The following is a 25,930-nucleotide window of genomic DNA, read 5'->3' on the forward strand; positions in this document are numbered from 1 at the left end:
TCCAATCAACAGAGTGTTTTTCAATAGAGACTTTCTAATAACCTATTAAATAATATGAGCACAAGGAAAAGGTAAGGATAAATCGAATAGCAAAACCTGTATCTTTATAAATTTAGAAAGGAAATATTGTGTGCAGTTTCGTAGACTCAAAAGAGCTGCACGGCTTCACTACTGCCTGATAAGGGGAGTAAGTAATACATGAAAGCGAACAGATAATCTGTCAAAAGATAAAAATGTTTGCAACGTTTTAGCTTGGTTTAGAAAAAGGTGTGTTGCAGCTCCATTGGTTTATTTCCACCCTGTTGATTGGAGCGGAGGGTACTCGACTCCTGCGGGATATAGAGGTCACTAAAGACCCCGCAGGCGCCAAAGCGCCGAGGAGGCTCTAGGACCTCCCCGCGGAAAGCGAGTGCCTGGAGCGGAAATCAACAGGCTAGTTAGCAGAGACAATCTATGCAGTTCCATTTGGGACTGCTCTTTTTATTTGCTTTGAAAAATGGGGGAGAATAAAATAGTTATGAGCTACATAAAGGGGGAGTTTTTTTGAAATATGCGGTCATTACGGGAGCCTCAAAAGGATTAGGAGAGGCTATTGCCAAACGGCTGATTCAGGAGCAAATCGCGGTAGTTTCTGTTTCGCGCTTTGAAAATGAGGAAATTAAAAAGCTGGCATGGGAAAAAGGCCTTTTCTATCAGCATTATTCTTGTAACCTAGCATTAGAGGAAGAAGTCCAAGAAGTATTTATGGAAATTGCCCATTGTATTTTTCAAAAGAATCCAACAGAAATCCTGCTATTTAACAATGCAGGTGTCATTGAGCCCATCGATATGGTTGGCCACCTTGATCAAACGCCAGTCATTCGAAACATTCAAATCAACTTAATAGCCCCCATTCTGATTACGAATTTGTTTTTAAGTAAAGCGCAGCTCACTGAAACGCTAGTCCAAGTCATCAATGTCACTTCCGGTGCTGCAGTCCGGTCGATTGAAGGATGGAGTGTGTATTGCAGTTCCAAAGCAGGGTTGAATATGTTCACGCAAACGGCTGCCTTGGAACAAGCGGAATTAAATTCGAATCATAAAATTATCGCCTTTAGCCCTGGGGTGATGGATACGAAAATGCAGGAAACCATTCGTTCATCTACTAAGGATGCATTTAAGGACCTTGAGCAATTTAAAGAATATAAAGAAAAGGACCTGTTATTAAAACCAGATATCGTAGCAAATGCTTTAATTGAATTCCTACTTAGCGGAAATCTCGAAAGCGGAAAAGTATATCAGATCAATGATTTGTTAAAATAGGCCCTGCAGATGCAGCGGCCTATTCTTCTTGTGGAAACCAAAGGGTTATGCTCGTACCTTTATTCAGTTTGCTTTTTACTTTTATGACCCCTTTATGGGCATCCATTAAAGCTTTAACAATGGATAAACCAATTCCTACGCCGCCTGTTTTCCGGTCACGGGATTTATCGCCGCGATAAAAGCGCTCGAAAATATGGGGAATATCGTCCTCGGCCATCCCTGAACCCTCATCTTGGATTTTAAAACCGACAAAGCCTTCCATTTTGGTTTCGACAGAGATGGTAACATTTTTTCCTTCCGGCGTATATTTCAAAGCATTGTTAAGGACGTTAGAAAGAATTTGCATCAAGCGGTCCTTGTCTGCTTCGAACAATTCCTCTTGGCCATGTTCTTCAATATGAAGCTGAACTCCCTTTTTTTTAAACAAGGGCATAAACATTTCCCATAACGCTGCCAGTACACTGCCAGCATCTAATTCTATTTTATCAAGTCTGATTTGCGGATTTTCCGCTGCGAGCAATTTTTCTAATTCATTCACAAGTCTTACTAAGCGCATCAATTCTTCATGACTGGTCTCGAGGCGCTCACGCGTTGGCTCCCAGATACCGTCCTGAAAAGCCTCGATTTGACTTCTTAAAGTGGCGAGCGGTGTGCGCAGTTCATGAGCAAGATCGCCAGTAAACTGCTTCCGAAGCATTTCTTCTTTCGCCAAGGATTCAGCCAAATTATTGAATGAGATGGCAATTTGCTTTACCTCTGTGGGTAAACCTGATAAAGGGATCCGAATGCTCAAGTTGTGCTGCTGCAATTCCACCGCTGCAAATGAAAGCTTCTTTAAACCTGAGGTTAATTTTTTCGAAAAAAGCATGCTGAAGATAATCGCCAAAATGATTGTTAAACAGACAGCTGCAAGGATGTATAATTGGATTGTTTGGATAAAGGTATATTCATCGTCAATGAGTCCTTCCGGATAGATGGCAACCAGCTTGCCAATAATGGCATTATCGACTTTCAGGGGATAGGTTTTCGAGTGCCACTCCTCCCCGTCTGGTATCGGTTCGGTTAACCCTAAGCTATTGAGCATACCGCGAATGTTCGAGGAATCCATTTGCAACTGCCCGAAGCGGTCATACAATTGAAAATAAAGCTGATCGGTCATCGCGTGCTCGTGTAAGAGTCCAAAGACCGGATCGCTTGTAAAATGGCCATTTTTGCGATAATCCTTCTCAATTTCCGTGATGATTCTATCTATCTTTTTTTCACGGTTTCGGTCTAAATAGCTGTGAAAGCTTTCTTCAAAGCCATACTGGATAAAAAAGCTGACAATTAATATTCCGATCATCGAGATGAGTACCAAGTAAAAAAGAATTTTAGACCGGAGTGTTTGCAGCATCGAGCACCCCTCCAAATTTGTAACCCATGCCAAAGACTGTTACGATAAAATCCGGCTGCCTTGAATCCAGTTCAATTTTTTTACGAAGATTTTTAATATGAGTATCGACGCTGCGCTCGTAGCCCTCATAATACATACCTTCATCCTGGATTTTTTCTAATAGGTCCATTCTGCTGTATACTCGTCCTGGGTTCACTGCCATATTGGTTAGCAGTTTATATTCAATCGGAGTAAGGGTTACATATTGTCCATTTACAGTTACTTCTTTTTTATCCAGGTCAATTGCCAATTTTTTTCTATTAAATACCAGACGCTCTACTTTTTCTGTTTTTTTCGCACGTCTTAAAATGGCTTGGACACGAACGACGACTTCTCTCGGGCTGAATGGCTTTGTTAAATAGTCGTCTGCCCCCATTACAATCCCGTTGATGCGGTCATCCTCTGCCGATTTGGCGGTCAGCATGAGAATCGGTACATCGGAATCTTTTCTGACGAGACGGCATACCTCTTCACCGGAAATGTCAGGAAGCATTAAATCTAGTATGATTAAATCAGGTCTGATGGTTTTGACTTTTTTTAAGGCGTCGATACCATTATCGGCGCTATGTATTTCATAGCCTTCTCTTTCTAGGTAAGCTTCGAGAACTTCTATGATTCTACGTTCATCGTCCACTAATAATATTCTCATTATTATCACTCCCCATATCTTAACTATATCATCATAGGTCTGTGATTTTTCTAACTTCACAAATTCACCACAAGTTCTTCATAACATCTTCAATTTTTCCAGCTAAGATGTAAGTGTAATGAAGAAAGAGGAGATTAATTGAGGACCCCCAGTTTTTAATGATCACCTCTTTGATGCGGTAATTTGTTGAAAAACTCTTACTCATCCCAAATTTAACCTCTCTTTTTTATACCAGGGTGTCCCGGCTGCGGGATGCCCCATTTTTTTAATTTAGGTGCTGTTAAACTTTGTTGTTGATTTGCGCTCCAATCAACAGTGTTAAAAATAAGCAATGCACTTTAACATAGCCTTTGATTTAAATAAATGGTTACAATTTGAGGGTTTCTCATGACCAAACATGTAGTATTCTTAGGGTATGAGGAGCTGTTTTCCATGAATAAAATTTCGTTTAAAATAGGATTGCTTTTCTTTGTCGCTATTTTTCTATTAGAAAGTATTTCTATGTTTTTTTTACACGATAATATCATTCATTCCCGGGTCCATGATGAGTTGTCGGCTCTTCAAACGCGGGGCAATAATCATCGCGAAATTCTCGAGGCTTCCTTCCACGAAGAAACGATCAGGCATATTGCAATGATGGAGGCACGGACTGATACCCAGGTCATCCTGACAACACCGGAGGATGGCATTTATATGTCGTCCAATAAAGTGACGGATGAAATGAAGAAAATCTTAAAGGGAACGCCCAAAAATGTGCCACATGATGGTTTAATCTTAGAAGATGACTGGAAGCACGCAACCTATATTGCCTCTATTAGCCCAGTATTTATAGATAATAAGGTTAAAGGTTATGTATATATGTTCCAAAATACGCAAAAAATTAAGGATTTAATTTCTGGGTTAAACCGGCACTTTTTGCTCGCAGGCTTGCTTTCCCTTCTTTTTATGATGATTATCATTATCTTTTTGACAAGGGCTGTTACGCATCCACTTATTAAGATGAGTGATGCGACAAAGCGGATCAGTAAAGGGGATTTCTCCGTTTCCCTGCCAAAGCTTGGGAAGGATGAAATGGGAGAGCTCGGTGAATCGATAAAGGTTCTGGCAAGTGATTTAGAAATATTGAAAAACGAACGAAATGAGTTTTTGGCAAGTATCTCACATGAACTCAGGACACCATTGACGTATATCAAAGGCTATGCAGAAATTGCCCGCCGCGGAGATACGACTGCTGCGGACCAGGACAATTATTTAGGGATTATACATGAAGAGGCTGTTAAGCTTTCTAAGCTCGTGAAGGATTTATTTAATCTAGCGAAAATGGATGAAAATTCTTTTTCGATTGTAAAAGAAGAGGTGCATTTACTCCCTTATTTTCAGGGCATCATTGAAAAGGTATCCCCAGCGTTTAAAGAAAACCATATGAAGCTTCTACTTACATGCCCGTCTGAACTCTATAAAGAATTGGATCCAATCCGATTTGAACAGGTAATCGTTAATCTGTTGGACAATGCCCGGAAATATTCGGAACCATATACTAAAATTACTGTGACGGTTAATCAGGAGGATGACAAGCTTCACATTGGCGTGGAGGATGAGGGAAAAGGGATTCCCGAAAAGGATTTTGCTCGCATTTTTGAACGGTTTTACCGGGTGGATAAATCACGCACCCGCGCACTAGGGGGATCTGGCCTGGGGCTTTCGATTGTGAAACAGCTGGTGGAGGCACATGGAGGGACGATTGAAGTTTTTAGCAACTTGAACGTGGGAACGACTTTTAAAATTCTCCTTTAAAAAAATAATGCCCACGTGTTCTTAAATCACGTGGGCATCTCATTATTAAGCGTCTTTTTTCTTGATTTCTTCGGTCAGTTCATCGATGCTTTTCCGGACATTCCCTTTACCTGAGTAGTTTTCAATCAGTTCTTTTACATCAATACCGCTTGATGCCTTTAATGACTCCTGCAGGCTTGCCATCAGGTTGGTCGCATAGCTGGTGATTTTGCCCGCACCGCCGTCCGTGCCGGAACCGCCGCCAGTGTCCACAACCGTAATTTTATCAATATTGGATAATGGACTTGCCACTTGTTTCGCGTATTCAGGCAGCATTTTGATGACCATGTCGAGGATGGCTGCCTGGCCAAATTGCTCGAAGGCTTCGGCGATTTTTTCCTTCGCTTCTGCTTCGGCCAACCCTTTTAAGCGGATAATCTCTGCTTCGGTTGTACCCTGTGCCTTTTCGGCCTCGGCTTTCGCCAAACCATCGAGTCGGATTCGCTCAGCTTCCGCCTTTGCCATCGCTTCTATGCGGTATTTATTTGCTTCTGCTTCTGCGATTTCCCGGGCTTTGTTTGCGGCCGCAGATTGCTCAACAGAATAGCGGTCAGCATCTGCCTTTTTCTTAATTTCGGAATCGAACTGACGCTCGCGGCGCAGAATTTCCTTTTCTTCCAATTCAATTTGCTTTTGTCTCTCGATGATCTTGATTTGCATTTCCTGCTCGGTAACATCCTGCTTCGCTCTTGCACTTTCAAGGTCATACGCCTGGTCAGCACGCGCTTTAGCAATATCCTGCTCACGGCGGAATTCCGCAATTTTCAACTGATTGATTTTTTCAGCTTCAGCAATTTCCGTTGCACGTTCTAATTCATTGCGTTTTGCTTCCTTCGCCGCTTCCGCTTTTTTAATGCGGGTTTCTTTTTCTGCTTCTGCGGTGGCGATATCGGCATCCCGCTTTACTTGTGCAATACGTGGTTTACCAAGCGAGTCAAGGTAACCATTTTTGTCGCGGACGTCTTTAATGGTAAATGAGACAATCACTAGACCCATTTTTGCCAGGTCCTGCGAGGCAACACGTTGGACCTCTTGTGAAAATTTATCGCGATTTTTATAAATTTCCTCCACCGTCATGGAGCCGAGAATCGAACGAAGATGCCCTTCTAAAACTTCCCTTGCTTCGTTTTCACGGTCTTCCTTCGGTTTTCCGAGAAACTGCTCAGCAGCTGTGGCAATCTCACTGATCGAGCCGCCAATTTTAATAATGGCAACTCCGTCAGCCATGACGGGTACCCCCTGCTCGGTATAGACCTCGGGAGTGGTAACTTCTAGTTTACTAGATAACAAACTTAGCGGCTTTGCCTGTTGGAAAACGGGTAAAATAAAACTTCCTCCGCCTCGGATGATTTTTACTTTATTGCCTGATTCGTCCACGTGAACATTCCCGTTTCCAAGAAAGCTTCCTGTTACGATCAGTGCCTCATCAGGCCCCGCAGTTCGGTACTTTGTAATAAAGACACCGATTAACGCTATGAAAATAAGAACAACAATTCCGATAATAATCCATACAAATCCGAATTCCATATTGAATAACCCCCTATATAAAGCTTTCTAATTGATGATGAACAGTTACTTCCAATATGCCATTTTTGACCTGGACAACGAGCACCTGTGTGCCATTTGGAATGAAGTCCCCATCAAAGCTTGATGCTGGTTTTGCAATTCTACCGCTTGTGCTGTCAATCATCACCTCACCGAATCCATCTGAAGGAATCGTGGTGATAACTGTTCCAATTCTGCCGCGAAGATCTGATTCTTTGTACACTAATGACTCCTCCGCAGATGATAACGGAACAAGCACAAACACATTTAATAAGGTAACGGCAATAAAAGCGAATACTGCAGAAACCCCTAAGATTAGCAGATAATGTAGTGTGGAAAGCCTTTCAAATAGGTAACCGCTCGCAGAAAGAATGGTTACGAAGGCAAAAATCAAGACTGGGTTGAGAAAATGCAGTCCCCCGTCACCTGTTCCATGAAAATGAAATACATCGGCAAACAAAACATACAAAACCGTTAAGACACCAGAAATGATTAGCCCATATAAATAAATCATCTCTAATGGAATGCCAAAAGGTTCCATGCGCATCAATCCTTATCGTTCATTTTTTAAACATTCATTCCACTCATAAACCACTCCTCATCCATCAGCATCAATCCCTTCTTATGTATATACCTTTAATACGGTCAGCGAATGGAAAAGTTTCACATTTACTGAAAAATTTCTCATTTTTAATCAATTTCTATACCGATTCACATTCTCCTTCACTAATAATGAGGAATTTCTATGAACGAACTGCAAATTATTTTGGACTTTGGACAATTTTCTATGTGGTTTGGACATTTTTCGAGGAATATTGGACAATTTTTTAACAGGAATGGACAATTTTATTGGGACATTGGACATTTTTCTATTCATTTTGGACATTTTGACATTTTTTTTAAAAAACAAAATAAAAAAGTGCCATGGCACCCATGCCACAACACCTTATTGAATCATATTCAGGAACTTCCTTGTTCGTTCTTCTTTTGGATTTGTAAAGATTTCTTCTGGCTTGTTTCGTTCGACTATGACGCCCCCGTCCATAAAAATGACCTCATCGGCCACATCACGGGCAAAACGCATTTCATGGGTGACAACGATCATCGTCATGCCCTCACCAGCAAGATCCTTCATAACCTTTAAAACCTCTCCGACCAGTTCAGGGTCTAAGGCAGATGTTGGCTCATCAAACAGCATGACCTTTGGTTCCATCGCTAATGCCCGGGCAATGCCGACACGCTGTTGCTGACCGCCGGAAAGCTGCGCAGGGTAATAGTCAATTTTGTCACCAAGACCGACTTTTTCGAGCAGAGACTGTGCTTTTTTTCGAGCGGCCTCTTTGCTCTCCCCTTTTACAATCACCGGCCCTTCCATTACATTCTCAAGAGCGGTTTTATGAGGAAACAAATTGTAATTTTGAAAAACCATTCCGGTTAAACGGCGGAACGAGGCAATATTTTTTTTTGAAACGGCCTTTGAAAAGTCAAGCTGCTGGTTTTCAATAGAAATGACACCCTTTGTGGGTGTTTCCAACACATTGAGGCAGCGGAGCATGGTTGTCTTACCAGAGCCGGAAGGTCCAATGACTACGACCACTTTTCCTTTTTCAACATTGAGATCAATACCCTTTAAGACTTCCAATTGGCCGAATTGCTTGTATAAACCATTAATTGAAATCATGATAAAACTCCCTCATTAAGACACATATCGGTCCAGTCTTTTTTCCATAAATCCTTGAATAATGGAAAGAAAAAAGCAAATGACCCAATAAATAAGTGCGGCTTCGGAATAGACCAATAAGAATTCATAGTTGGCCGCTGTAATTTCCTGGGCACGCCGAAACATCTCTGTTACAAGTACAACCGACGCGAGCGAGGTATCTTTAACAAGACTTATAAACGAATTTGATAATGGCGGAATAGATACCTTTGCCGCTTGCGGCAGGATGATTCTTTTTAAAGCTTGTGAATAGGTCATCCCAATGGAGTATCCTGCTTCCCATTGTCCCTTCGGAATGGATAGAATCGCAGCACGGATAATTTCCGATGTATAGGCACCCACACTTAAGGAAAAACCAATCACGGCAGAAATAAACGGATCAAGAATAATCCCGATATTCGGCAGCCCATAAAAAATAATAAATAATTGGACCAATAAAGGCGTTCCGCGGATAGCAGAAACATACACTCTCGCAATGATTTGAAAAATTTTCACAGAAGATATTCGGGCCAATGCTGTTAAAATGGCTAATATGATCCCGACGATAAACGAGATAATCGTTAAAGGAATGGTATTCATAATAGCACCCTCCAGCAGCGGCTGGAGGGAGTTTTTTGCAATCTCAATTAATTTAGCTGTTCTTTCAGGATCAGCAAATATACTATTTAAGTACATCTTCACCAAACCATTTCTCAGAGATTTTTTTGTAGGTGCCGTCATCAATCATGTCTTGTAACGCTTTGTTCACTGCATCCACTAGAGTATTGCTATTTTTTCTAAACATAAAACCGCTTTGTGATGCGTCTTCTGCAGTTGCAACAACCTTTATTGGTGCATCTGGTTTATGCTTCATGTAGTCTAAAAAGGCAATATTATCATTGATTGTTACATCAACACGCTTTTGTCCTAAAAGCTCGACAGCCTGCTGGAAGCCCTCAACTCCGACAAGGGTCGCTCCATTCTTTTTCGCCATATCACCATAATTGCTTGTTAGCGATTGAGCGGCTTTTAATCCTTTAATATCCTCAAATGCTTTAACTTTATCATTATCTTTCGATGTAACTAAGACAGCTTTTGAAGTGATATATCCATTGGAGAAATCATACTTTTCTTGACGGTCAGGACGGATACCAACCTGGTTAGCAATCATATCAAAACGCTTCGCATCAAGACCAGCAAACATGGCATCCCATTGTGTTTCCTTAAATTCAGCCTTTACTCCAAGTCGTTTAGCAACTTCTTCAGCAAGTTCAACGTCAAAGCCAGTTAATTTACCACTTTCATCATGGTACGTGAATGGAGAATATGTACCTTCAGTACCGATTAAGATCTTGCCATCATCTTTTACCTTCTTTAATAAATCTTCGCCAGCAGTTTCTTTTGTTTCTGTTTTCTTATTCTCATCAGCGGCATTGTTTTTATCACTAGTGCCGCAAGCTGACAAAATAAACATAAAGCTTAGTAAGAGTGCAAAAAGAACCGATAATTTTTTCTTCATAAAATAAAACCCCCTAATTCTGATTGTTTTGCTAGGATTTATTAATCATATTACAACCCTAAATTTCTGTCAAAGAAAAAAATGTGAAATTCGTCGAATTTATTTTACCCTGATGAAAAAAAAACATGTAAAAATACCTACCAGAGATTCTCTGGTAGGCTAATAGGTACTATGCCACTTTTGCTGAAGCCTTTTTAACTGCTTGTTTCTTTTGCATAAGTGGACCGTAGAACAGGATTCCGCTTGCTAACAAGAGCATTCCAAACGTAAAGGTTTTAAGATCGGCAGTACCAGCAATAATAACCCAAATTGAGTAAACGGTTGAAAGCAAAGCGATAATTCCATCGGTTATTCGTGCTTTGTTTCCTTCATATGTTTCGCCTGTAATAACCAGCTTCAGCTGGTAAACAGATGAGATGAAGTATGGCACTAAATAGGATAATGTTGCAATGACAATGACAAAGTCAAATGCACCAGAAATAGATTTTGAAATCGTTGAGAAAATAAATAACTGCCCTAACCCATTTGTAACTAGAAGAGAAAATAATGGCAAGCCCTTTTTATTTTCTTTTAAGAAAGATGGCAGGAATAATCCTTGCTTTGCCGCTTGGTATGGCACTTCGGCACTTAGCATTACCCAGCCGATGGTTGAGCCAAATAAACTAATTAATCCAATGCCCGCTAACACTTTGCCGCCAATAGGTCCTAAGATTGTTTGAATCGCATCAATCAATGGTTTGTCAGAGTGGATTAGGGTGTTCTGATCTAACATTCCCATTACCAGTGTACTGATTCCCATATAAATAGCTAAGGCAATGAATAAGCCTAAGATTGTAGCACGCTTGACATCCGTTTGCTTTTTAGCACGTGAAGCAAAAACAACTGCCGATTCTACCCCGATGAATGCCCATAATGTGTTTACTGCCGCGTTGTTTACCTGCGATAGTAAGCCCAAGGCATGTCCAGCTTCATCCATTCTTGTTGCCATCATTGGCAGCATATTGCTTTTTTCAAAAGCAAAGAGTCCAACAATGATAAAGACGAAAAAGCCTGCGACTTTTGCAGCAGTTGCCGCGAAGTTTAATCTTCCTGCGCTTTCCATGCCGCGCAAAATAATAAAGTGTGTTCCCCATAACAAGATGGTACATACGATAAAGGTCAAACCATTACCAACTTTCAAGGTAAAACTGCCGATGGAAAACCATTTTGCCCCGCTTGTAAGAATTGGAAAAAACGTTGATAAATAACCGGCAAACGTTGTGATGATGGCTACGTTTCCAGCAAGATTCCCAATCCAATAGCCCCAGGAAGACATAAAGCCGGAAAGGGTTGATGCATTAGAGCCTGGCTTAAATAGCTCTTTCGCATAAATTTGTGGTCCCCCGTTTAGGTTCGGCTTGCGAATAGCCAGATTTCCAAAAACAAGAGCTGTCATTAGAACACCAAACCCTGTTAATAGCCATGCTGAGATAACTCCTGCAGGACTTGCTGCTTCTGATAATGATCTAGGCAGCATGAAAATTCCCGAACCAACCATATTTCCAACGACAAGCGCCGTCAGTACCCAAAAACCAAGTTTATTTGATTTCCCCATGATGAGAACTCCTCTCGATGTTGACTGCTTTTATTTTAGCGAAATAATTTTTTCGATTTATTATGTAACTAGAATAAGCCCGTCCGTATTCTATGTCAATGGAAAATTTTATTGTGATAAAGCATTAGAGAACTAAAATAATTTTCAGAAAAAAAGACTGCCGAATAGGCAATCTCTCCTGATGTTTATTTCCACCAATCGTCAAACATACTAACTGGCGGTCTGCGCTTATGTTCTGTCATAAGGTAACGCTTTTCAACTTTTTCTGCCACTTCTTTTGAAACCGGCATTCCTTCAAGATAATCATCCAGCTCATCGTATGTAATCCCAAGTTCTGTTTCATCGGCTTGTCCGGGTTTTTGGTCAAGCAGATCTGCCGTCGGCACCTTTAAATAAAGTCGTTCATCCGCCCCAAGCTCTTTGAGCAGCGCCTTCCCCTGTCTTTTAGTTAGGCCTGTAAGCGGAAGAATATCAGTCCCGCCATCGCCATATTTTGTAAAAAAACCCGTAACGGCTTCAGCGGCATGGTCTGTCCCAATGACAAGAAGCCCTTCCATTCCGCCGATCGCGTACTGCGCAATCATTCTCATCCGAGCCTTAACATTGCCTTTTTGGTAGTCGCTTAAGGGTGCCCCATCATAATTGGAATTATATTCGTTTTGGACTTCATCGACAGGCACTTTGATATTAAAAACCGTCTCTCGGTCCGCTTTAATAAAGGCTAACGAACGTTTCGCATCTTCCTCATCCTGCTGGATACCATATGGAAGCCGGACAGCAACAAATAAAGCTTCAGTTCCTTCGTTCCGCAGTTCTTCCACCGCAAGCTGTGCCAGTCGTCCGGCAAGTGTAGAATCCTGGCCGCCGCTAATTCCCAGGACATATCCCTTCGCTTTTGTTTTTCGCAAATAGTTTTTTAAGAAATCGATTCTCTTTCGAATTTCTTCCTTTGGCTGAATGTGTGGAGTAACATTTAGTTCCTTCATGATTTGTGATTGCATACTCATCCTCGGCCCCCTAACTAACCTTTGATATATGTAATGTACCACAATTGCTCCTTTTTCACTAAAATCTAAAACACCATAAGTAGAAAATTTTATCGGTTTATGGGTAAAGTAATTTTAGGAATGTATGGGAGGGATTTTGATGGAAGCAAAAACATGCAATGAATCAAGAGTAGTGAGAACAAGCAGGGTTTTTCCGAATGATGTCAATAATCATAATACCTTATTTGGCGGTAAGCTGATGAGTGATGTTGATATGCTGGCATCGATTACAGCTACCAGACATTCACGGAAGGAATGTGTCACTGCTTCAACGGACTCGGTTGATTTTTTAAGTCCAATCACCCCGCAGGACTCTGTATGTTTTGAATCCTTTGTCACGTGGACAGGCACCTCATCAATGGAGGTTTTTGTAAAAATTATAGCCGAAAACTTATTAACTGGTGATCGAAAAATTGCTGCCACTGCTTTTTTAACATTTGTGGCTTTAAATGACGATGGAAAACCATCAGCGGTTCCAGGAATCATCCCTGAAACCGAAGAGGAAAAAAAGCTTTTTGAAACGGGAAAACAACGAGCCGAAGAGCGGAAAAAGCATCGCAAAAGCAGCAAGGAGCTCGCTAGTTATTTTACCACCAATAAGCCATGGGAATAATAAAAGGTTCGCCGCAATGGCGAACCTTTTTACAGTTTCTGCAAGTTTTTTCGATCTACAGCCTGGGGTGCCTGCTGTGCCCAGCCGCGTTCCACCAAGATATTAAACCCCTTTTCAGCATATAGCATAATTTCAATCATAAATTTTTGATAATGTAGAGCCAAATCTGTTCTCATTGATAAGGATAAAGCATGCCCAAGAAGCGTGATATCAATGGCGTTCAACGAATGAAACAGCATAACGACAAGTTTATCTGAAAAGGGAGAAACCGTTGCATCTGTTACCTCCATAGCGGTTGGAATATTCCCAAGCAGCTCCTCCTTCATTAAAATATCATTAAACACCCTGATTTGTTTTTCGGAAATGGCCTTTCCTTCCTTAATGTAGGAATGGATTTCTTTGTCCTTGATCACCTGCAGTAATCCCATACAAAGTAAAATCGAAAAATAATTCCGTTCCGTATTAAAAAAAATCTCCGTGAGTTCAATCGAATTTAACGGTCTTTTCTCGCCAAAACCCTTAATATAAGATTTCTTTTTTATGTATTCCACATGCTTTGGATAAGGAATCATTGGCGGCCTATCATAGATGCCTTTTGAAAGCAATAAGTTCGTGGACGTTTGATACAAATGAGAAGCCTGGTTGATCATGGTCAGAAAAAACTCCATCACATCTTCTCTAGCCACATTCACAGTAATAAAGCTGGTGTTGATCATTCCTAATCGGCTCAGCGAATAGACAAAGCTGAGGGCAAACATATCGTAGAATACAGGAGGAGCTGTTAAATCAATATCGTTTTCCGAAAACCCATCAGGAATGGGGATTCCTTCATTTTTAAAAATGGAGCCGATTTGTAGTACATGACTTTCAGAAATCTCTAAGGACTGTTGCAAGAGGCTTTTAATTTCTTCATCCTGGTTATGATAAATAAAATATTTTATTAAACAGACACTCATACTTTCCTGAAGATAGGTGGCCCATAGCCCACCAATTTCAGCACTAGATAATCTCGCAGTATGTGCAGCCATGAACGTTCATCTCCTAAAATGCACTTTATGAATAGATTCCCTATCCCTGATTGATTTATTCAAATTTAATAATTGAACTAATTTTTTATTCAGTAGTTGGTTCACTGCGATTTTTCCAACTCATGATTTCATCCTCTTCATCAATCTCTATTGTGACATCGACAACGCCTTTTTCCGCCATGATTTTTTCCTCTAAACGATCTTTTATATCATCAGCGGCTGCCACCGTTAATTTAGGGTCAACCTCGATTTCCAATTCTACATGCAAATCCTCCCCTTCTTTAATGACGGTAAGCCCTTGGATATCCTTCACATCAGGATCAGCCATGACCAGTTCACCAATTTTGTTCTCCATCTCTTCATCAGCCTGGCCAATTACACCTGCCGCATTATCTAAAAAGACCTTGCCAACCACGAAGAACATCATCACCCCAATAACCATCGAGGCAATACCTTCAGCCCGGTGGAAGGCCGTGAAATGAGCGATTAGCACTGCGATAATGGCTAACAAACCGCCCAATGTGGCAACTAAGTCTTCCATAAAAACAAGCTTTGTTGCTGGTTTTGCACGACCCAAATTGGCAAAACTTTTAACAAACACGCTTGGACCGCTTGCTTCAACCTCTATCTCATGCAATATTTCTTTCATCGCTTTAAACAGGACAAAGGTTTCAAGCAATGTAGCTACTGCGAGCACGAGTAAATTAATGATGAATCCGCTGGATTCTGTTGGATGGACAACATGATGATAGCCTTCAACTATCGTTTCAAACGCCATTATACCAACGATTAATACAGCACCTAGGAGCACGAGGTTCACCAAACGGCCAAATCCATTAGGGTATTTTTCAGTAGGAGCCTTCTTACTTAAGGCCGAACCCACAAACACAAAAAATTGGTTGGCCGCATCACCAAGGCTGTGCATCGTTTCAGCGAACATCGCCACATTGCCGGTGTACATATAGGCTACTCCCTTAATAATCGAAATGATCGTATTAATAATCGCAGCGAGCATCGCCGATTTATTTCCGCGTTTTAATAATTGAAAAATTTCTCCCATCGTATCCTCTTTTCTTTAATAAAGGTTATTTTCGCAAAGATTGTTGTTTTTCGTATAAGTTCATCAACCCGTATTATTAGATTCTTCGTGGCATCTTTTCGTAAAAATATTTGCGATAATTGCCTACAAACGTAGTAAATGCCCTTTATTAAGCCACAAAAGCAACAAAGTCTACGAAAAGAGCCTTAATAAATTAAATTGATTGTACTTAATATTTTCTAAAACCCATGGATTCATGTTGGTACATTTATTTTTACAATCAAAAAAGAAGGCCTATAAAGAGCCTTCCTTATTAAATGTGGGTCTACTATATATTCTTCAGTACCATATTTAAGCGGTTGGTTCGTTCACTTTTTTCTTCTTCGGATGCTAAATCATATTTTTTCAACAAATGGAACACTTCGTTCAGGATCGCCTGAGTATGCTCTTTGGCAAAAAACTCTTCAAACAACGGCTTCATTTCTTCCGGTAAAAAAACTGCTTGTGATTCGTATTTACTTTTTACATCTTCTTGAGAATGATCCAGCTTACATTCACCCATTAAAAACACTCCTCGGATTTGATATTTCTAGTTTATCCCAAACAAAAAAGCCCATCAACGGGGCTTTTTTGTTTCGGTCACCTCTAAAACATCTAAGAGGAAGACAAAGACAGGGATTCCGACAATCAATCCCCAAACACCAAAAAAGTGTTCCGAGAAAATCAATACAATAAACGTATAGAATACAGGCAGATTGGTTTTGGAACTCATCAAATTTGGATTGAGGATATAAGCCTCAATACCATGAATGATGGCAATTGCAATTCCGACATATAGCACCTTCATTAATCCGCCAATACTATATGCGATGATCACCAGCGGGATCAAGGAAATGATAACCCCAGCAACAGGGATCAGCCCTAACAGAAAAATCATAATGGATAAACCGCCCAATTGCGGAAAGTCGAGCAGCCATAAGGAAATGGTTGTCAGAATACAGTTTACAACCGCTATAATCAACTGTGCTTCAATGACTTTCCCGAAGGTTGCCACAAATTTACGGGCAAAAAATTCAACTTCCTCGTAAATAGAGGCAATTTTGCTTTTCTTAAATTTCTTCGTAAACTCAATTAAACGTGGTTTTTCCAATAAGAAAAACAGACTAAGTAAAAGAGCTAATAGGATCTGCAAGCCAATTTTACTAATATCGGTAAAATATTTAAAAATGAAGGTAAAGCCTTGCTCAAGGTAACTTGAAATTTGAATTTCTTCAATTCGTCTTACTACATAGTTCAGCACTATGTTGTCATGCTTCGATGTGTAGAATGCTGTCAGCTGTTTGATTAGGTCCCTAATTTCACCTGCAATCATTGGCAGGTACATAACCAATCCGTAGGAAAGCAAGCCAACAATACAAGCATAGGAAATAACAACAATCAATTTTCGATTAAGAGGAATTTTTTGTTCAATGAATTGAACGAGCCGATCCATTAAAAAAGCAAAAATAAACGTCAGTAAAATTAAATTAATCATGCTTTTCATCGCATAAATGATGATGGCAATGACGACAAATATCGATATTCGTTTGAAGCTGCTGCTCTGCAAAAGTTTATTCATCATAGGCAATTATCGAACCCCATTATTTTTACTATCAATTCTGTGAATTAACTATAAATATTATATCAAAACCTAAAGTATTTTGTCCTTCTAGGAAGTTATTTGTATCATTTAAAATTGTACAGGCGGTGTCGTGGCATCAATGGCTTTACCTTCAAAGCCTTGTTTGCTTAAATAGTCTAGCAGCGCCGGCAAATGGGCCAGTGTTTCTTTTCTTTCATGTAAAAGAATTACAAGCGGTCCATTATGATTTGCTTTCCTATTAATCTGCTCGATGACATTTGAAACGTACCGTGCGTCTTTATAATACCAATCCTTGCTGTCAATATTCCAATCCCACATAATATACCCCTGGTCCTTCACCGCTTTTTTATATTCGTCTGTCATATTTGGGGCACTGCCGTAAGGAGTTCTCATAATATGGGAATCAATTCCAGAAACTGTTTTCAATGTATTCCGATTTTGATTTAATTCACTTACAACCGAATTAGCGGATGCATAAAATATTTTCACATTATGGGAGACACTATGCAGGCCTACCGTTTCACCGTTCTGGACCATTAATTTAACCGAATTTGGATATCGGCGAATATTTCCGTCTATCATAAAAAAAGTTGCCTTGAAATGATATTTTTCTAGAAGTGTAATAATCTCACCGGAAAAGGGGGCTGGACCATCATCAAATGTTAAATAAACCGTTTTTTTAGAGCCTGAACTAGCGCTTGCGGGTGGTGTTTGTGTTTGATTAGACTGAGGTGTGTTCGTTTCCTGTTTCGGTGGTTGTGAAGTACCGGTTTCCTTAGTTGGAGGCTGAGCCGCTTTCGTTTCTGCAGGAGTTTGTACTGGCTTTTGAACTGGCTTTTGTTCTTGCCTTTGTTCTTGATTTTGTTCTTGCTTATTTTTCCGTACGGCTTCTTGCTGCTGTTTTCGAATCCATTCTTTTTCAAGCTTTGCATCCTTCGTATTCTGGTCTGCCATTTTCGGATCTAGATGCTGTTCAGCCTGATTGATATGTTCATTTTTTTGAAGATTAATAGGTTTACTTGCCGCTTTGGCCTGAAAATAATTGCTGACAAATACCCCTGCAAACAAGAACCCAATCGCAATAATGACTACTACTGACCCCTTCGTCCAACCGCGCTTTCGATTCCCCATTATTCATTCCCTCTTTGATGTTTATTTTTTTCCTTCCCCATTATAGACGAAATTTCGTCTATATTGTTACAAATCTATTAAAAATATGACAATTCTATTAAAATAGTAGTGATAATAGTAGAAATTTAGACACTGGCCTACAATATCTATCATACCTGAAAATGAATAAAATAGGTGGAAAATTAATCATTTATTTCCAAAATGTAGACAGGCAAGTTCCTATAACCGCTGACATAGATATCATTAATTGGCCTATGAAGGGGATAGTGTGGAGGTGATTATGTGTCAGGTGGGCTAAAAGCGCTGCTTTACATCGTATCATTTTTTATTCCTGTCGTTGGAATTATCATAGGGATTGTTTGGATGACTGATCATGATCCAGAAAAGAAATCGGTTGGAAAGACCTGTATAATCCTTGGGCTTATCATGATTGTTTTAAGCTTTATCTTCTGGTTTGCCCTGTTCGCCTTTTCAGTTGCACCGGTCATTACATCGGGGTATTGACGGCCCTTTTACATTGAAAAGAACCTAATTCTTTTTAGAGAATTAGGCTCTTTGATGTTTTATTAACCGCCAAAGCCTTTTGTAACCAATGTAATTACTAATGGACCTAATATAACAATAAACAGTGATGGAAAAATGAAAAATACCATTGGAAATAACATTTTTACCGGCGCCTTCATAGCTTGTTCGCGCGCAGCCTCACGGCGTTGTTCCCGTACTCGGACAGTTAAATTTCCTAATACCTTCGCCATCCCAATTCCAAGCTGGTCCGCTTGGATTAAAGAAGTGATAATATTTTGAAACGAATCAGAAGGGACACGCTTTCGAAGTTCATAGAATGCCTCCCTTCTAGATTTCCCAAGCTTCATATCTTCTAAGGTATGTAGGAACTCCTCTGCAAGAGGACCTTTATTTTTTTGGGAAACTTCCGCGATTGCTTGATCAAGTCCCATCCCAGCCTCAAGCAAAAGGTTGACCGTGTCAAAGAAATCGGGCATTGATTTGGTAATTTCCTTTATTCTCGCCGTTTTCTTTTTTCCAAGGAAAAAGACAGGAAGTCGGAACCCTAGAAGGGCCATTGCGATGGCAAACATCCAAATGGCTGCCTTATTATCAGCAACAGGTAAAATGAACAAAACGAACGGCAGGCTCAGGATCGCAACCAGGACTAATTGGAATAACCTGAAGTCAATGGCCGTTTTAAAAGGGTAACCGGCATCACGAAGCAGTAATTCTATTTTTTTTCTTTCCGATTTTGACACCTTTTTATTTAACAATTTCGTTCCTTTATCCCAATAATTCTGAAATTCCTTTTTCATTCTGCCTTCTTTGTTTTTCACTATTGAATCCACTTTTTCTTTTTTCAGCGATTCATCAAAATACATGCCTACGCGTTTATTAAAGGCAATTTCCTTTTTGAATATAGTCGAAAGGATTCCTGCGAGCAGAAAAGTCAGGAAAGCACCTGTTAAAAAAATAAAAATAACATCCTGCAATTCCTACACCTCAATCCGAATAATCTTTTGAATACATAACCAGCCAATGAAGATGGAGACTGCACAAAGAAAGAGCATAGCCCATCCTAACGGGTGTTCAAGCATTGGTCCGAAATATTGCCGATTCACCAATGATAAATATAAACCTAATCCCACAGGAAGAAGGGTAATAATCCAGGATGACATCTTTCCTTGAGCGGTTAAGGTGTTCAATTCTTCTATTATTCTTACTCTTCCTCGAATCGTTTCTTCCATTGTTTCAAGGAGCTCGGCCAGATTACCACCGCTTTTCCGCTGAGCCAATATCGCTCTTACTGCAACTTCAAGTTCCTTATTAGGCACTCTTTCCACTAATTCTTCAAAAACCTCTTCCAAAGGCATCCCTAAACCCGCCTGCCGGACAACCCGGTCAAATTCAGGTCCAAGTGGAGCTGGTACTTCCTTTCCGACCAGCTGCATTGCCTGCATAAAGCTAAAGCCTGCTCTCATAGAATTTGCCATCATTCCCAACACATCAATTAACTGATAGGAGGATTGCAGCAGCCGTTTTTTTCTTTTATTCTTCATAAAAAACTTGGGAAGGGCTAATCCGATAAATATAGCAATTGGGCTAAGATAAAGAGGAATTCCTACGAGTACCGATAGGAAAGCAAATCCAGCTGCGGTTAAAAATCGAAAAGCAAAAAATTCTTCAGGTTTTAAAGTACTGCCAGCCTCAAGTAAAGTTTTCTCTGTTTTTTCGTTAAATTGAACGTTTTTAAAGATCATGCTGACAGAAAGGATAAAGCGTTTGACTAGCGGTTGTCTTTTTTCCTTTTTTATGACCGAATCCTCCGCAGCAGGGGCGGGTAAAAACTCCTGAATTCGATTGGAGATTCTCTTCTTTTTGGTGTATACACTTAAGATCAGAAAAATGAATATGCTGACTGCCAAAAATATTGAAATTAATTTCGCCATGTTTTCCACCTTTACCACTCCCCTACAAACAATGAAGCCGGCAATAAATGGCCATTTAATTCAAGCTGCTCAGTAAACTTCGGCCGAATGCCTGTGGAAACAAATCTGCCTTCAATTTTTCCATCTTCGCTAAATCCCGATTCCTTAAATAAATAGATATCCTGGAGCACAACCGTGTCCCCTTCCATTCCTAACACTTCAGTTATATGGGTGATTTTGCGGGAACCATCCTTTAATCTCGATTGGTGAACAATTAAGTCGATGGCATTGGCAATCTGCTCTCGAATCGCTTTTACGGGCAAATCGAAGCCAGCCATTAGCACCATCGTTTCTAATCGGGAAAGAATGTCTCGAGGTGAGTTGGCGTGCCCAGTACTCAAACTGCCATCATGGCCCGTATTCATTGCCTGGAGCATATCCAACGCTTCCGCACCGCGTACCTCTCCGACAACAATTCTGTCTGGGCGCATACGAAGGGAATTACGCACTAAATCCCTAATCGTAATCTGCCCTTTTCCTTCTATATTTGGCGGCCGGGATTCCAACGAAACTATATGGTCTTGATTAAGCCTTAGCTCTGCTGCATCCTCAATGGTAACGATTCGTTCATTATTTGGAATAAATGACGATAGCACATTTAATGTAGAGGTTTTTCCCGATCCTGTTCCCCCGCTAATGAAAATGTTAAGTCTGGATTTAACGCAAATATCAAGAAATTCCGCCATGTCTTCTGCCAGCGTACCAAATTGAACGAGATCTTTGATGGTGAATGGCGTATCGGAAAACTTCCTGATGGTCAGGCTTGGTCCTTTTAATGCAAGCGGCGGAATGATGGCATTAACACGTGATCCATTCGGTAAGCGGGCATCTACCATCGGAGAGCTTTCATCAATACGGCGGCCGATTGGGGAAACTATACGCTCAATGACCCGCATGACATGCTGGTTATCAACAAAATGGATATTACTTCTTATAATCCGCCCATTTTTCTCATAATAGATTTCATCAAAGCTATTAACCATGACCTCACTAATCAATGGATTTTCTAATAAGCGAGTAATGGGACCATATGCCATCAGTTCATCTTTCACGTAATTCAATATTTCCTGCTTCTCTTCAAACGTCAGCTTTCCGCCTTCTTGTTCAAAAAAGGCCTGCCCCAAATACTCTATCTTTTGAATTTCCTCTTCTTTACTCTGACCTTGGCCGGGATATTTTTTAAGCTCTTCTAAGAGAAAATCGTGAAGCTCTGCTTCAAGCTTCCAAAATTCCGGTGACCGAGGGATAACCGGAAGATCATAAATGTCTTTTGCTTGGTTTTTGTCACTCAGACTTTGCCTATTTTCTTCTTTGAATCTTTCAAATAATGACAATGAGCTCACTCCTTACTTTCCAACTAGAAACCAGCGCTTCGCTTTTTTACTTTCGGCTGGCCCTTCATTCATTTGATCGAAAAGCATTTCTGCCAGCTTCCAAACTCCCTTACCCAGCTGACTTCGTGAATTCGAAAGCATAAATGGCTGTCCTGATTTGATTGAAGTGTTAGCCACATTTGCTTGGTCCGGCAAGGAGTGAAAGAGAGGAATTTCCAAAATTTCTTCTATTTTCTTTATCTCAATGCCCTGTCCCTTAACCGTGCGGTTTAAAACAAGCTTTACTTTATCTCTTTGCTTAATAGATTCTAAGGTTTCTAGATAAAGCTGGCTTAACCTTAATACTGAAATTTCATTGATGGCCAGCAGAAGAATCTCATCCGCCATATCTAGGCAGCGTAAATGAATCTCGGATAAATAAACGGGCATGTCAATTATGACAATATCAAATAATTTCTTTGCTGCTTCAACGGCAGCTTTTATGTGTTCGTCCGAAATTCCTTCAAAGAACTCTGGACGAGGTGGTGCTGCGAGAATGGATACATCACCATCAACCTTGGTCATATATTGGTCGATGGAATAATTTTCACGCCCATAGCCTTCCTTCACCCATTCGTAAATAGTCCTTTTCGGCTTCATATTATAGTACATCGCTACTTCGCCAAATTGGAGGTTTCCGTCGATCACTGCCACCTTTTTCCCCATTCTTGCAAAAGAAATAGCTAGATTAACCGTTAATAGTGTCCTGCCTACTCCGCCTTTAGGGTTGGAAATAGCGATGACTCTGCTTTTTTCTTTTAAAAGATACAGCTGGTCTTTTTTGGCCCGGTGTTCCATATATTTCTTTGCATGATCAATTGCTTCACAAAGCTCATCGTGGTCATACGAGGATCTAAGTGTATCTGAAGCTCCCATAAGCATCGCTTTTTTTAGATTTTCCATGTTATCAGGCACAATTAAGATAATATAGACGTGTGGATACAATACTGAGATTTCCTGACAAAGCTCATATACGTTGTACAACGTATGAGCTTTTAAGAATAATACAGACTGATTATTCTGAATGAGAAGGGTATGCAATTTCTCAATCTGATTGGTTGCCGTTAATTTAAAGCGCTGCTTTTCTAATAGTATTTTTATTTCTCCTGGAGAAGTGTTTGTATCGGAAAAATAATACCAGTTAATGTCCATCGCGTTTATTTGCCCTCCTCTTTATTGTCATCTTTGATGACTTCTCTCGTTTGTTTGATTCCAGTTTTTCCTGCCTCTGTGTCTTCTGGGTTTCGGAGCATCAAATAAAATCCATCTTTATCTTTTGAGGCTAAGCCTAACATGACGCCTTGCTCTGGTGTAACTTCTAATGTTACCGTTTCATAGTGTAGTGCCTCATCCTTATTGTCGGATGATTTACCTGAAGTCAAGACCTTTACATTCTCTAGAACGAGGACAGCAGATTTGAATTCCTTCCCTGCAGCATCCTTGGTCGTTTCATAGGCAACGACATCTACTTTTGAGTCCGGTGCAATGTAACCTGAAACACCTTGCTCAAGGTTTACTCTTATCGAAAACGCTCTATTTCCTTTACTCACTTCAATAATTGGGTTTTTGAATTCTCGGTCCAGCTTTTTCTTTTCTTCCTCGGCTTTTTTCTTCTCCTCCGTTTGCTTATCGGTTTGACTGTCTTTCTTCTGTTGTTCTTGGGTTACTTGCCCATCCGCTGCCGTTGAAACATTTTCTTTTGAGAAAATAGTCAAATAGGCAAAGGCTGCAACCATCATTCCTAGTATTAATGAGATCATCCAAATTTTTTTCGTATTCATAATATCCTCCCACGTTTCATAACAGTCGGGCTTATTCTACAAGCTTGACGCCAAATAGGTTATAGTCACCAATTGCAGTACTGCTGCCAATTTCTCCAGGAGAAACCATTTTGATAAACTGTCCGTACAGTTTCTTATCCTCATATTTTTCCAGCCAATACGATGCAAAACCCACCACATTTAAGCTACTCTTCCCGTTGGCGCCATCCCATGAATCGATAACTACTATGGTTATTACCCTGTCACAAGAATTATCGGCGGTACTGGCACTTTGACACTGTGATTTACCCACATCATTTTTAATTAAAGTATTGATGGCATCGTCTACTTTCCCCTGTTTTCCCCCTGGTTCCGTCTCAACAATTTTAGTTCCAACCTCATAAGAAGCACCGTTTAAGAAAGCATTTGCCAATCCATCTGCACCATTCCCAAAATCAAGATATCCGCAGTTTCCATGATGGTTTCCAGGGTTCGTTTTTCCACAGTTTAATATGATTGCATTTGGAACTTCGTCTTGCTCGATGGCCAGTGGTGCGATTCCTTTTGCTTTTTTTAAGGGAGCAATGATTGCTTTGGCAGTGGCACTAACTGTTGTGTCATTGATCCCCACTGCTTTGGCAAATGTCATCGGAACATTCACTTGTTTTGTGGCTTTAATAGAATCACTGGTAATGGTTAAGTTACTTTCAGTAATAGCAAAACCATTATTTTGTGAGATATCCTTGGCAATTGAAATTGCATGAGCCTCGCTGGATCGAAGCCCTTGTGCCCCGGCAAGCACGGTAGCATCCATCGCTTTTTGCAGTTTACTTTTTTCAGAATATAGTCTTCCGCCATCTATCACTAAAGCAGTAAAGCCTAGAAGAGCAACCATTGAAATGGCCACGATTACTAGTGCCGAACCGCTTTCTTTTCGCAAGTTTAATAGTTTAAATAATACTCGTTTCATTTATTCCACCCTCATTGTTGTGGAGTCTGTTAAGGTAATCTTTCCGACGATATCCCCGATAACTGGAGTTAGAAATGTGATTGGATAGTTTATCGTAATCGTAACGTTGGATCCCGATGCCCTGGAACCTGAAGAAATGGCAACCCTATCGGCCGTTAATCCAATACTTGCAGCATCGTTTACTGCGGTAGTTCTAATGGTTGTATCATCATTCCCAATACTTGCTGCGCGTGCAGCTTCTCTTCCAGCATGATCCATGGTCAGGTAAACATGAAATATTCGAGCAAAATCTATAATTCCAAACAATAATAAAACTAATAGCGGCACGACCAGTGCAAACTCAACAAGCGATTGGCCTTTTTCCGACTTCATTACAAACCACCCCAGACAAGTGTACAAAGTGTACCAAGGACGATAGCGACACCATATGGAAATGAAATGCTGCTTTCTTTGTTTTTTGCTAAAATCATAGACCCAAGATTGCTTCTAAGAAAAACAACATTAAAGAAAAATGATTTAATAGTGTTTCTAAAACCGTTTGTTTTAATAATTAGCAGCAGGGCAATTACTCCACCGATTAAGGCTGTGTAAATAAACGAATAGAAAACGAAGCTGGTTCCCATGAGGGCTCCGATTGCGGCCATTAGTTTTACGTCACCTGCTCCCATGCCGCCTAATATGTAGGGAATGATAAGTAAACAAAGTCCGGTTAGAAATCCCTTTCCACTAAATAGAAAACCATCAAATCCGTTAGTCCAAATATGATAAAGAAATGAAAATATTAATGTTGGGAAAGTAACAGTGTTTAATATTTTTCTATTTTTTATATCTGTATAAAGAGATATTAATAAACTTAAAATTAGGACAATTATTATTATCATAGAAATATACCTCAATCTTTTTTAATATAAGCCCTACTTAGAAAAGCAGGGCTTCGGTTGAATTTATTAAATTATGATTTAGTTGTCCCATCTAAATAATTTGAAATAGTAGTAAATACATCTGCAATTTTCCCTTTAAATGTAATTAAGGCTCCAGCAATTAAAACCGCAACTAATGCAATAATTAACCCATACTCCGTTAAAGCTTGTCCTTCTTCTTGTACTACTAGATTTTTGATTTTTTTCAACATGTTTTTTTCCTCCTAAAAATGGTTTGTTTTTTTGAGCGATGTTCACTTTATCGAACAACGATCTTTTTCGAGGTCCGTTCTATATTCTTACCTAAATTTTGTCTTTCGTTCTGTATAATGAACAACCC

27 protein-coding genes are annotated in these 25,930 nt (G+C 40.1%); 4 read left to right on the top strand and 23 right to left on the bottom strand.

Annotation, left to right across the window (positions count from 1 at the left end; genetic code table 11):
• The first annotated feature begins 543 nt into the window (after window positions 1–543).
• Entirely contained in the window at window positions 544–1,302 is a 759-nt protein-coding gene (locus V7161_RS11200; RefSeq protein ID WP_335445147.1) for a (S)-benzoin forming benzil reductase, read from the top strand.
• Window positions 1,303–1,321: 19 nt separating this feature from the next.
• Here V7161_RS11200 and V7161_RS11205 read toward each other — a convergent pair whose 3' ends face one another.
• Window positions 1,322–2,695: an ATP-binding protein gene (locus tag V7161_RS11205; protein ID WP_335445149.1), complete on the bottom strand. Its 1,374-nt coding sequence runs from the start codon at window positions 2,693–2,695 to the stop codon at window positions 1,322–1,324.
• Window positions 2,673–3,383, bottom strand: a complete 711-nt coding sequence (locus V7161_RS11210) for a response regulator transcription factor (protein ID WP_335445151.1) — start codon at window positions 3,381–3,383, stop codon at window positions 2,673–2,675. The genes V7161_RS11205 and V7161_RS11210 overlap by 23 nt, the downstream gene beginning before the upstream one ends.
• A gap of 432 nt (window positions 3,384–3,815) precedes the next feature.
• Between V7161_RS11210 and V7161_RS11215 the strand changes: the two genes are divergently transcribed.
• The gene (locus tag V7161_RS11215) at window positions 3,816–5,177 is read left to right on the top strand and encodes a HAMP domain-containing sensor histidine kinase (RefSeq protein WP_335445152.1); all 1,362 of its coding nucleotides are present in this window, start codon (window positions 3,816–3,818) and stop codon (window positions 5,175–5,177) included.
• A 45-nt stretch (window positions 5,178–5,222) separates the two neighbouring features.
• Here the strand turns inward: V7161_RS11215 and V7161_RS11220 are convergent, their stop codons facing one another.
• The 7 genes from V7161_RS11220 to nadE all read right to left on the bottom strand — a co-directional run bounded on the left by V7161_RS11220 (window position 5,223) and on the right by nadE (window position 12,580).
• Entirely contained in the window at window positions 5,223–6,743 is a 1,521-nt protein-coding gene (locus V7161_RS11220) for a flotillin family protein (RefSeq protein WP_335445154.1), read from the bottom strand.
• A 13-nt stretch (window positions 6,744–6,756) separates the two neighbouring features.
• Window positions 6,757–7,302, bottom strand: a complete 546-nt coding sequence (locus V7161_RS11225; RefSeq protein ID WP_335445155.1) for an NfeD family protein — start codon at window positions 7,300–7,302, stop codon at window positions 6,757–6,759.
• A 405-nt stretch (window positions 7,303–7,707) separates the two neighbouring features.
• Window positions 7,708–8,442 carry an amino acid ABC transporter ATP-binding protein gene (locus tag V7161_RS11230; RefSeq protein ID WP_335445157.1) on the bottom strand — a complete coding sequence of 245 codons (735 nt, stop codon included), beginning with the start codon at window positions 8,440–8,442 and terminating at the stop codon, window positions 7,708–7,710.
• A gap of 15 nt (window positions 8,443–8,457) precedes the next feature.
• Window positions 8,458–9,156: an amino acid ABC transporter permease gene (locus tag V7161_RS11235; protein ID WP_335445159.1), complete on the bottom strand. Its 699-nt coding sequence runs from the start codon at window positions 9,154–9,156 to the stop codon at window positions 8,458–8,460.
• Entirely contained in the window at window positions 9,143–9,979 is an 837-nt protein-coding gene (locus tag V7161_RS11240; RefSeq protein WP_335445161.1) for an amino acid ABC transporter substrate-binding protein, read from the bottom strand. Before V7161_RS11240 ends, V7161_RS11235 begins: the two co-directional genes overlap by 14 nt.
• Before the next feature lie 169 nt (window positions 9,980–10,148).
• Window positions 10,149–11,573, bottom strand: a complete 1,425-nt coding sequence (locus tag V7161_RS11245) for an amino acid permease (RefSeq protein WP_335445163.1) — start codon at window positions 11,571–11,573, stop codon at window positions 10,149–10,151.
• Window positions 11,574–11,758: 185 nt separating this feature from the next.
• Complete coding sequence (gene nadE, locus V7161_RS11250; protein WP_335445164.1) at window positions 11,759–12,580, bottom strand: ammonia-dependent NAD(+) synthetase; 822 nt, start codon at window positions 12,578–12,580, stop codon at window positions 11,759–11,761.
• Between the two features lie 139 nt (window positions 12,581–12,719).
• Here nadE and V7161_RS11255 point away from each other — a divergent pair, with 139 nt between their 5' ends.
• A complete protein-coding gene (locus V7161_RS11255; RefSeq protein ID WP_335445165.1) occupies window positions 12,720–13,232 on the top strand; it encodes an acyl-CoA thioesterase in 513 nt (170 codons plus the stop codon).
• Between the two features lie 29 nt (window positions 13,233–13,261).
• Here the strand turns inward: V7161_RS11255 and V7161_RS11260 are convergent, their stop codons facing one another.
• The 5 genes from V7161_RS11260 to V7161_RS11280 all read right to left on the bottom strand — a co-directional run bounded on the left by V7161_RS11260 (window position 13,262) and on the right by V7161_RS11280 (window position 18,072).
• Entirely contained in the window at window positions 13,262–14,260 is a 999-nt protein-coding gene (locus V7161_RS11260; protein WP_335445167.1) for a DUF3231 family protein, read from the bottom strand.
• 85 nt (window positions 14,261–14,345) lie between these two features.
• Window positions 14,346–15,320 carry a cation diffusion facilitator family transporter gene (locus V7161_RS11265; protein ID WP_335445168.1) on the bottom strand — a complete coding sequence of 325 codons (975 nt, stop codon included), beginning with the start codon at window positions 15,318–15,320 and terminating at the stop codon, window positions 14,346–14,348.
• A 307-nt stretch (window positions 15,321–15,627) separates the two neighbouring features.
• The gene (locus V7161_RS11270; RefSeq protein ID WP_335445170.1) at window positions 15,628–15,861 is read right to left on the bottom strand and encodes a hypothetical protein; all 234 of its coding nucleotides are present in this window, start codon (window positions 15,859–15,861) and stop codon (window positions 15,628–15,630) included.
• A 54-nt stretch (window positions 15,862–15,915) separates the two neighbouring features.
• Window positions 15,916–16,920 carry an AI-2E family transporter gene (locus V7161_RS11275; protein WP_223592263.1) on the bottom strand — a complete coding sequence of 335 codons (1,005 nt, stop codon included), beginning with the start codon at window positions 16,918–16,920 and terminating at the stop codon, window positions 15,916–15,918.
• Between the two features lie 108 nt (window positions 16,921–17,028).
• Window positions 17,029–18,072 (bottom strand): polysaccharide deacetylase family protein, encoded by a 1,044-nt coding sequence (locus tag V7161_RS11280; RefSeq protein WP_335445172.1) that lies wholly within the window; start codon window positions 18,070–18,072, stop codon window positions 17,029–17,031.
• Window positions 18,073–18,354: 282 nt separating this feature from the next.
• On the opposite strand from V7161_RS11280, the gene V7161_RS11285 reads away from it, so the two are divergent.
• On the top strand, window positions 18,355–18,576 hold the full coding sequence (locus V7161_RS11285; protein ID WP_223592019.1) for a hypothetical protein: 222 nt from the start codon (window positions 18,355–18,357) through the stop codon (window positions 18,574–18,576).
• 62 nt (window positions 18,577–18,638) lie between these two features.
• Here the strand turns inward: V7161_RS11285 and V7161_RS11290 are convergent, their stop codons facing one another.
• From V7161_RS11290 to V7161_RS11330, 9 genes are all read right to left on the bottom strand, one after another.
• Window positions 18,639–19,571, bottom strand: a complete 933-nt coding sequence (locus V7161_RS11290; RefSeq protein WP_335445173.1) for a type II secretion system F family protein — start codon at window positions 19,569–19,571, stop codon at window positions 18,639–18,641.
• 3 nt (window positions 19,572–19,574) lie between these two features.
• Window positions 19,575–20,528 carry a type II secretion system F family protein gene (locus V7161_RS11295; RefSeq protein ID WP_335445175.1) on the bottom strand — a complete coding sequence of 318 codons (954 nt, stop codon included), beginning with the start codon at window positions 20,526–20,528 and terminating at the stop codon, window positions 19,575–19,577.
• An 11-nt stretch (window positions 20,529–20,539) separates the two neighbouring features.
• Window positions 20,540–21,901, bottom strand: coding sequence for a CpaF family protein (locus tag V7161_RS11300; protein WP_420491617.1), 1,362 nt, complete (start codon window positions 21,899–21,901; stop codon window positions 20,540–20,542).
• Window positions 21,902–21,913: 12 nt separating this feature from the next.
• Window positions 21,914–23,092, bottom strand: coding sequence for an AAA family ATPase (locus V7161_RS11305; RefSeq protein WP_335445177.1), 1,179 nt, complete (start codon window positions 23,090–23,092; stop codon window positions 21,914–21,916).
• 5 nt (window positions 23,093–23,097) lie between these two features.
• Complete coding sequence (gene cpaB, locus V7161_RS11310; protein WP_335445179.1) at window positions 23,098–23,721, bottom strand: Flp pilus assembly protein CpaB; 624 nt, start codon at window positions 23,719–23,721, stop codon at window positions 23,098–23,100.
• Window positions 23,722–23,752: 31 nt separating this feature from the next.
• On the bottom strand, window positions 23,753–24,670 hold the full coding sequence (locus V7161_RS11315) for a TadE/TadG family type IV pilus assembly protein (RefSeq protein WP_335445181.1): 918 nt from the start codon (window positions 24,668–24,670) through the stop codon (window positions 23,753–23,755).
• Window positions 24,671–25,042, bottom strand: a complete 372-nt coding sequence (locus tag V7161_RS11320) for a TadE/TadG family type IV pilus assembly protein (RefSeq protein WP_335445183.1) — start codon at window positions 25,040–25,042, stop codon at window positions 24,671–24,673. It lies immediately after the preceding gene.
• Entirely contained in the window at window positions 25,042–25,551 is a 510-nt protein-coding gene (locus V7161_RS11325) for an A24 family peptidase (RefSeq protein ID WP_335445185.1), read from the bottom strand. Before V7161_RS11325 ends, V7161_RS11320 begins: the two co-directional genes overlap by 1 nt.
• Before the next feature lie 71 nt (window positions 25,552–25,622).
• Window positions 25,623–25,802, bottom strand: coding sequence for a Flp family type IVb pilin (locus V7161_RS11330; RefSeq protein WP_335445187.1), 180 nt, complete (start codon window positions 25,800–25,802; stop codon window positions 25,623–25,625).
• Window positions 25,803–25,930: the final 128 nt, after the last annotated feature.

This window comes from Neobacillus drentensis (assembly GCF_036965425.1).
Classification (GTDB): Bacteria; Bacillota; Bacilli; order Bacillales; family Cytobacillaceae; genus Neobacillus; species Neobacillus drentensis_F.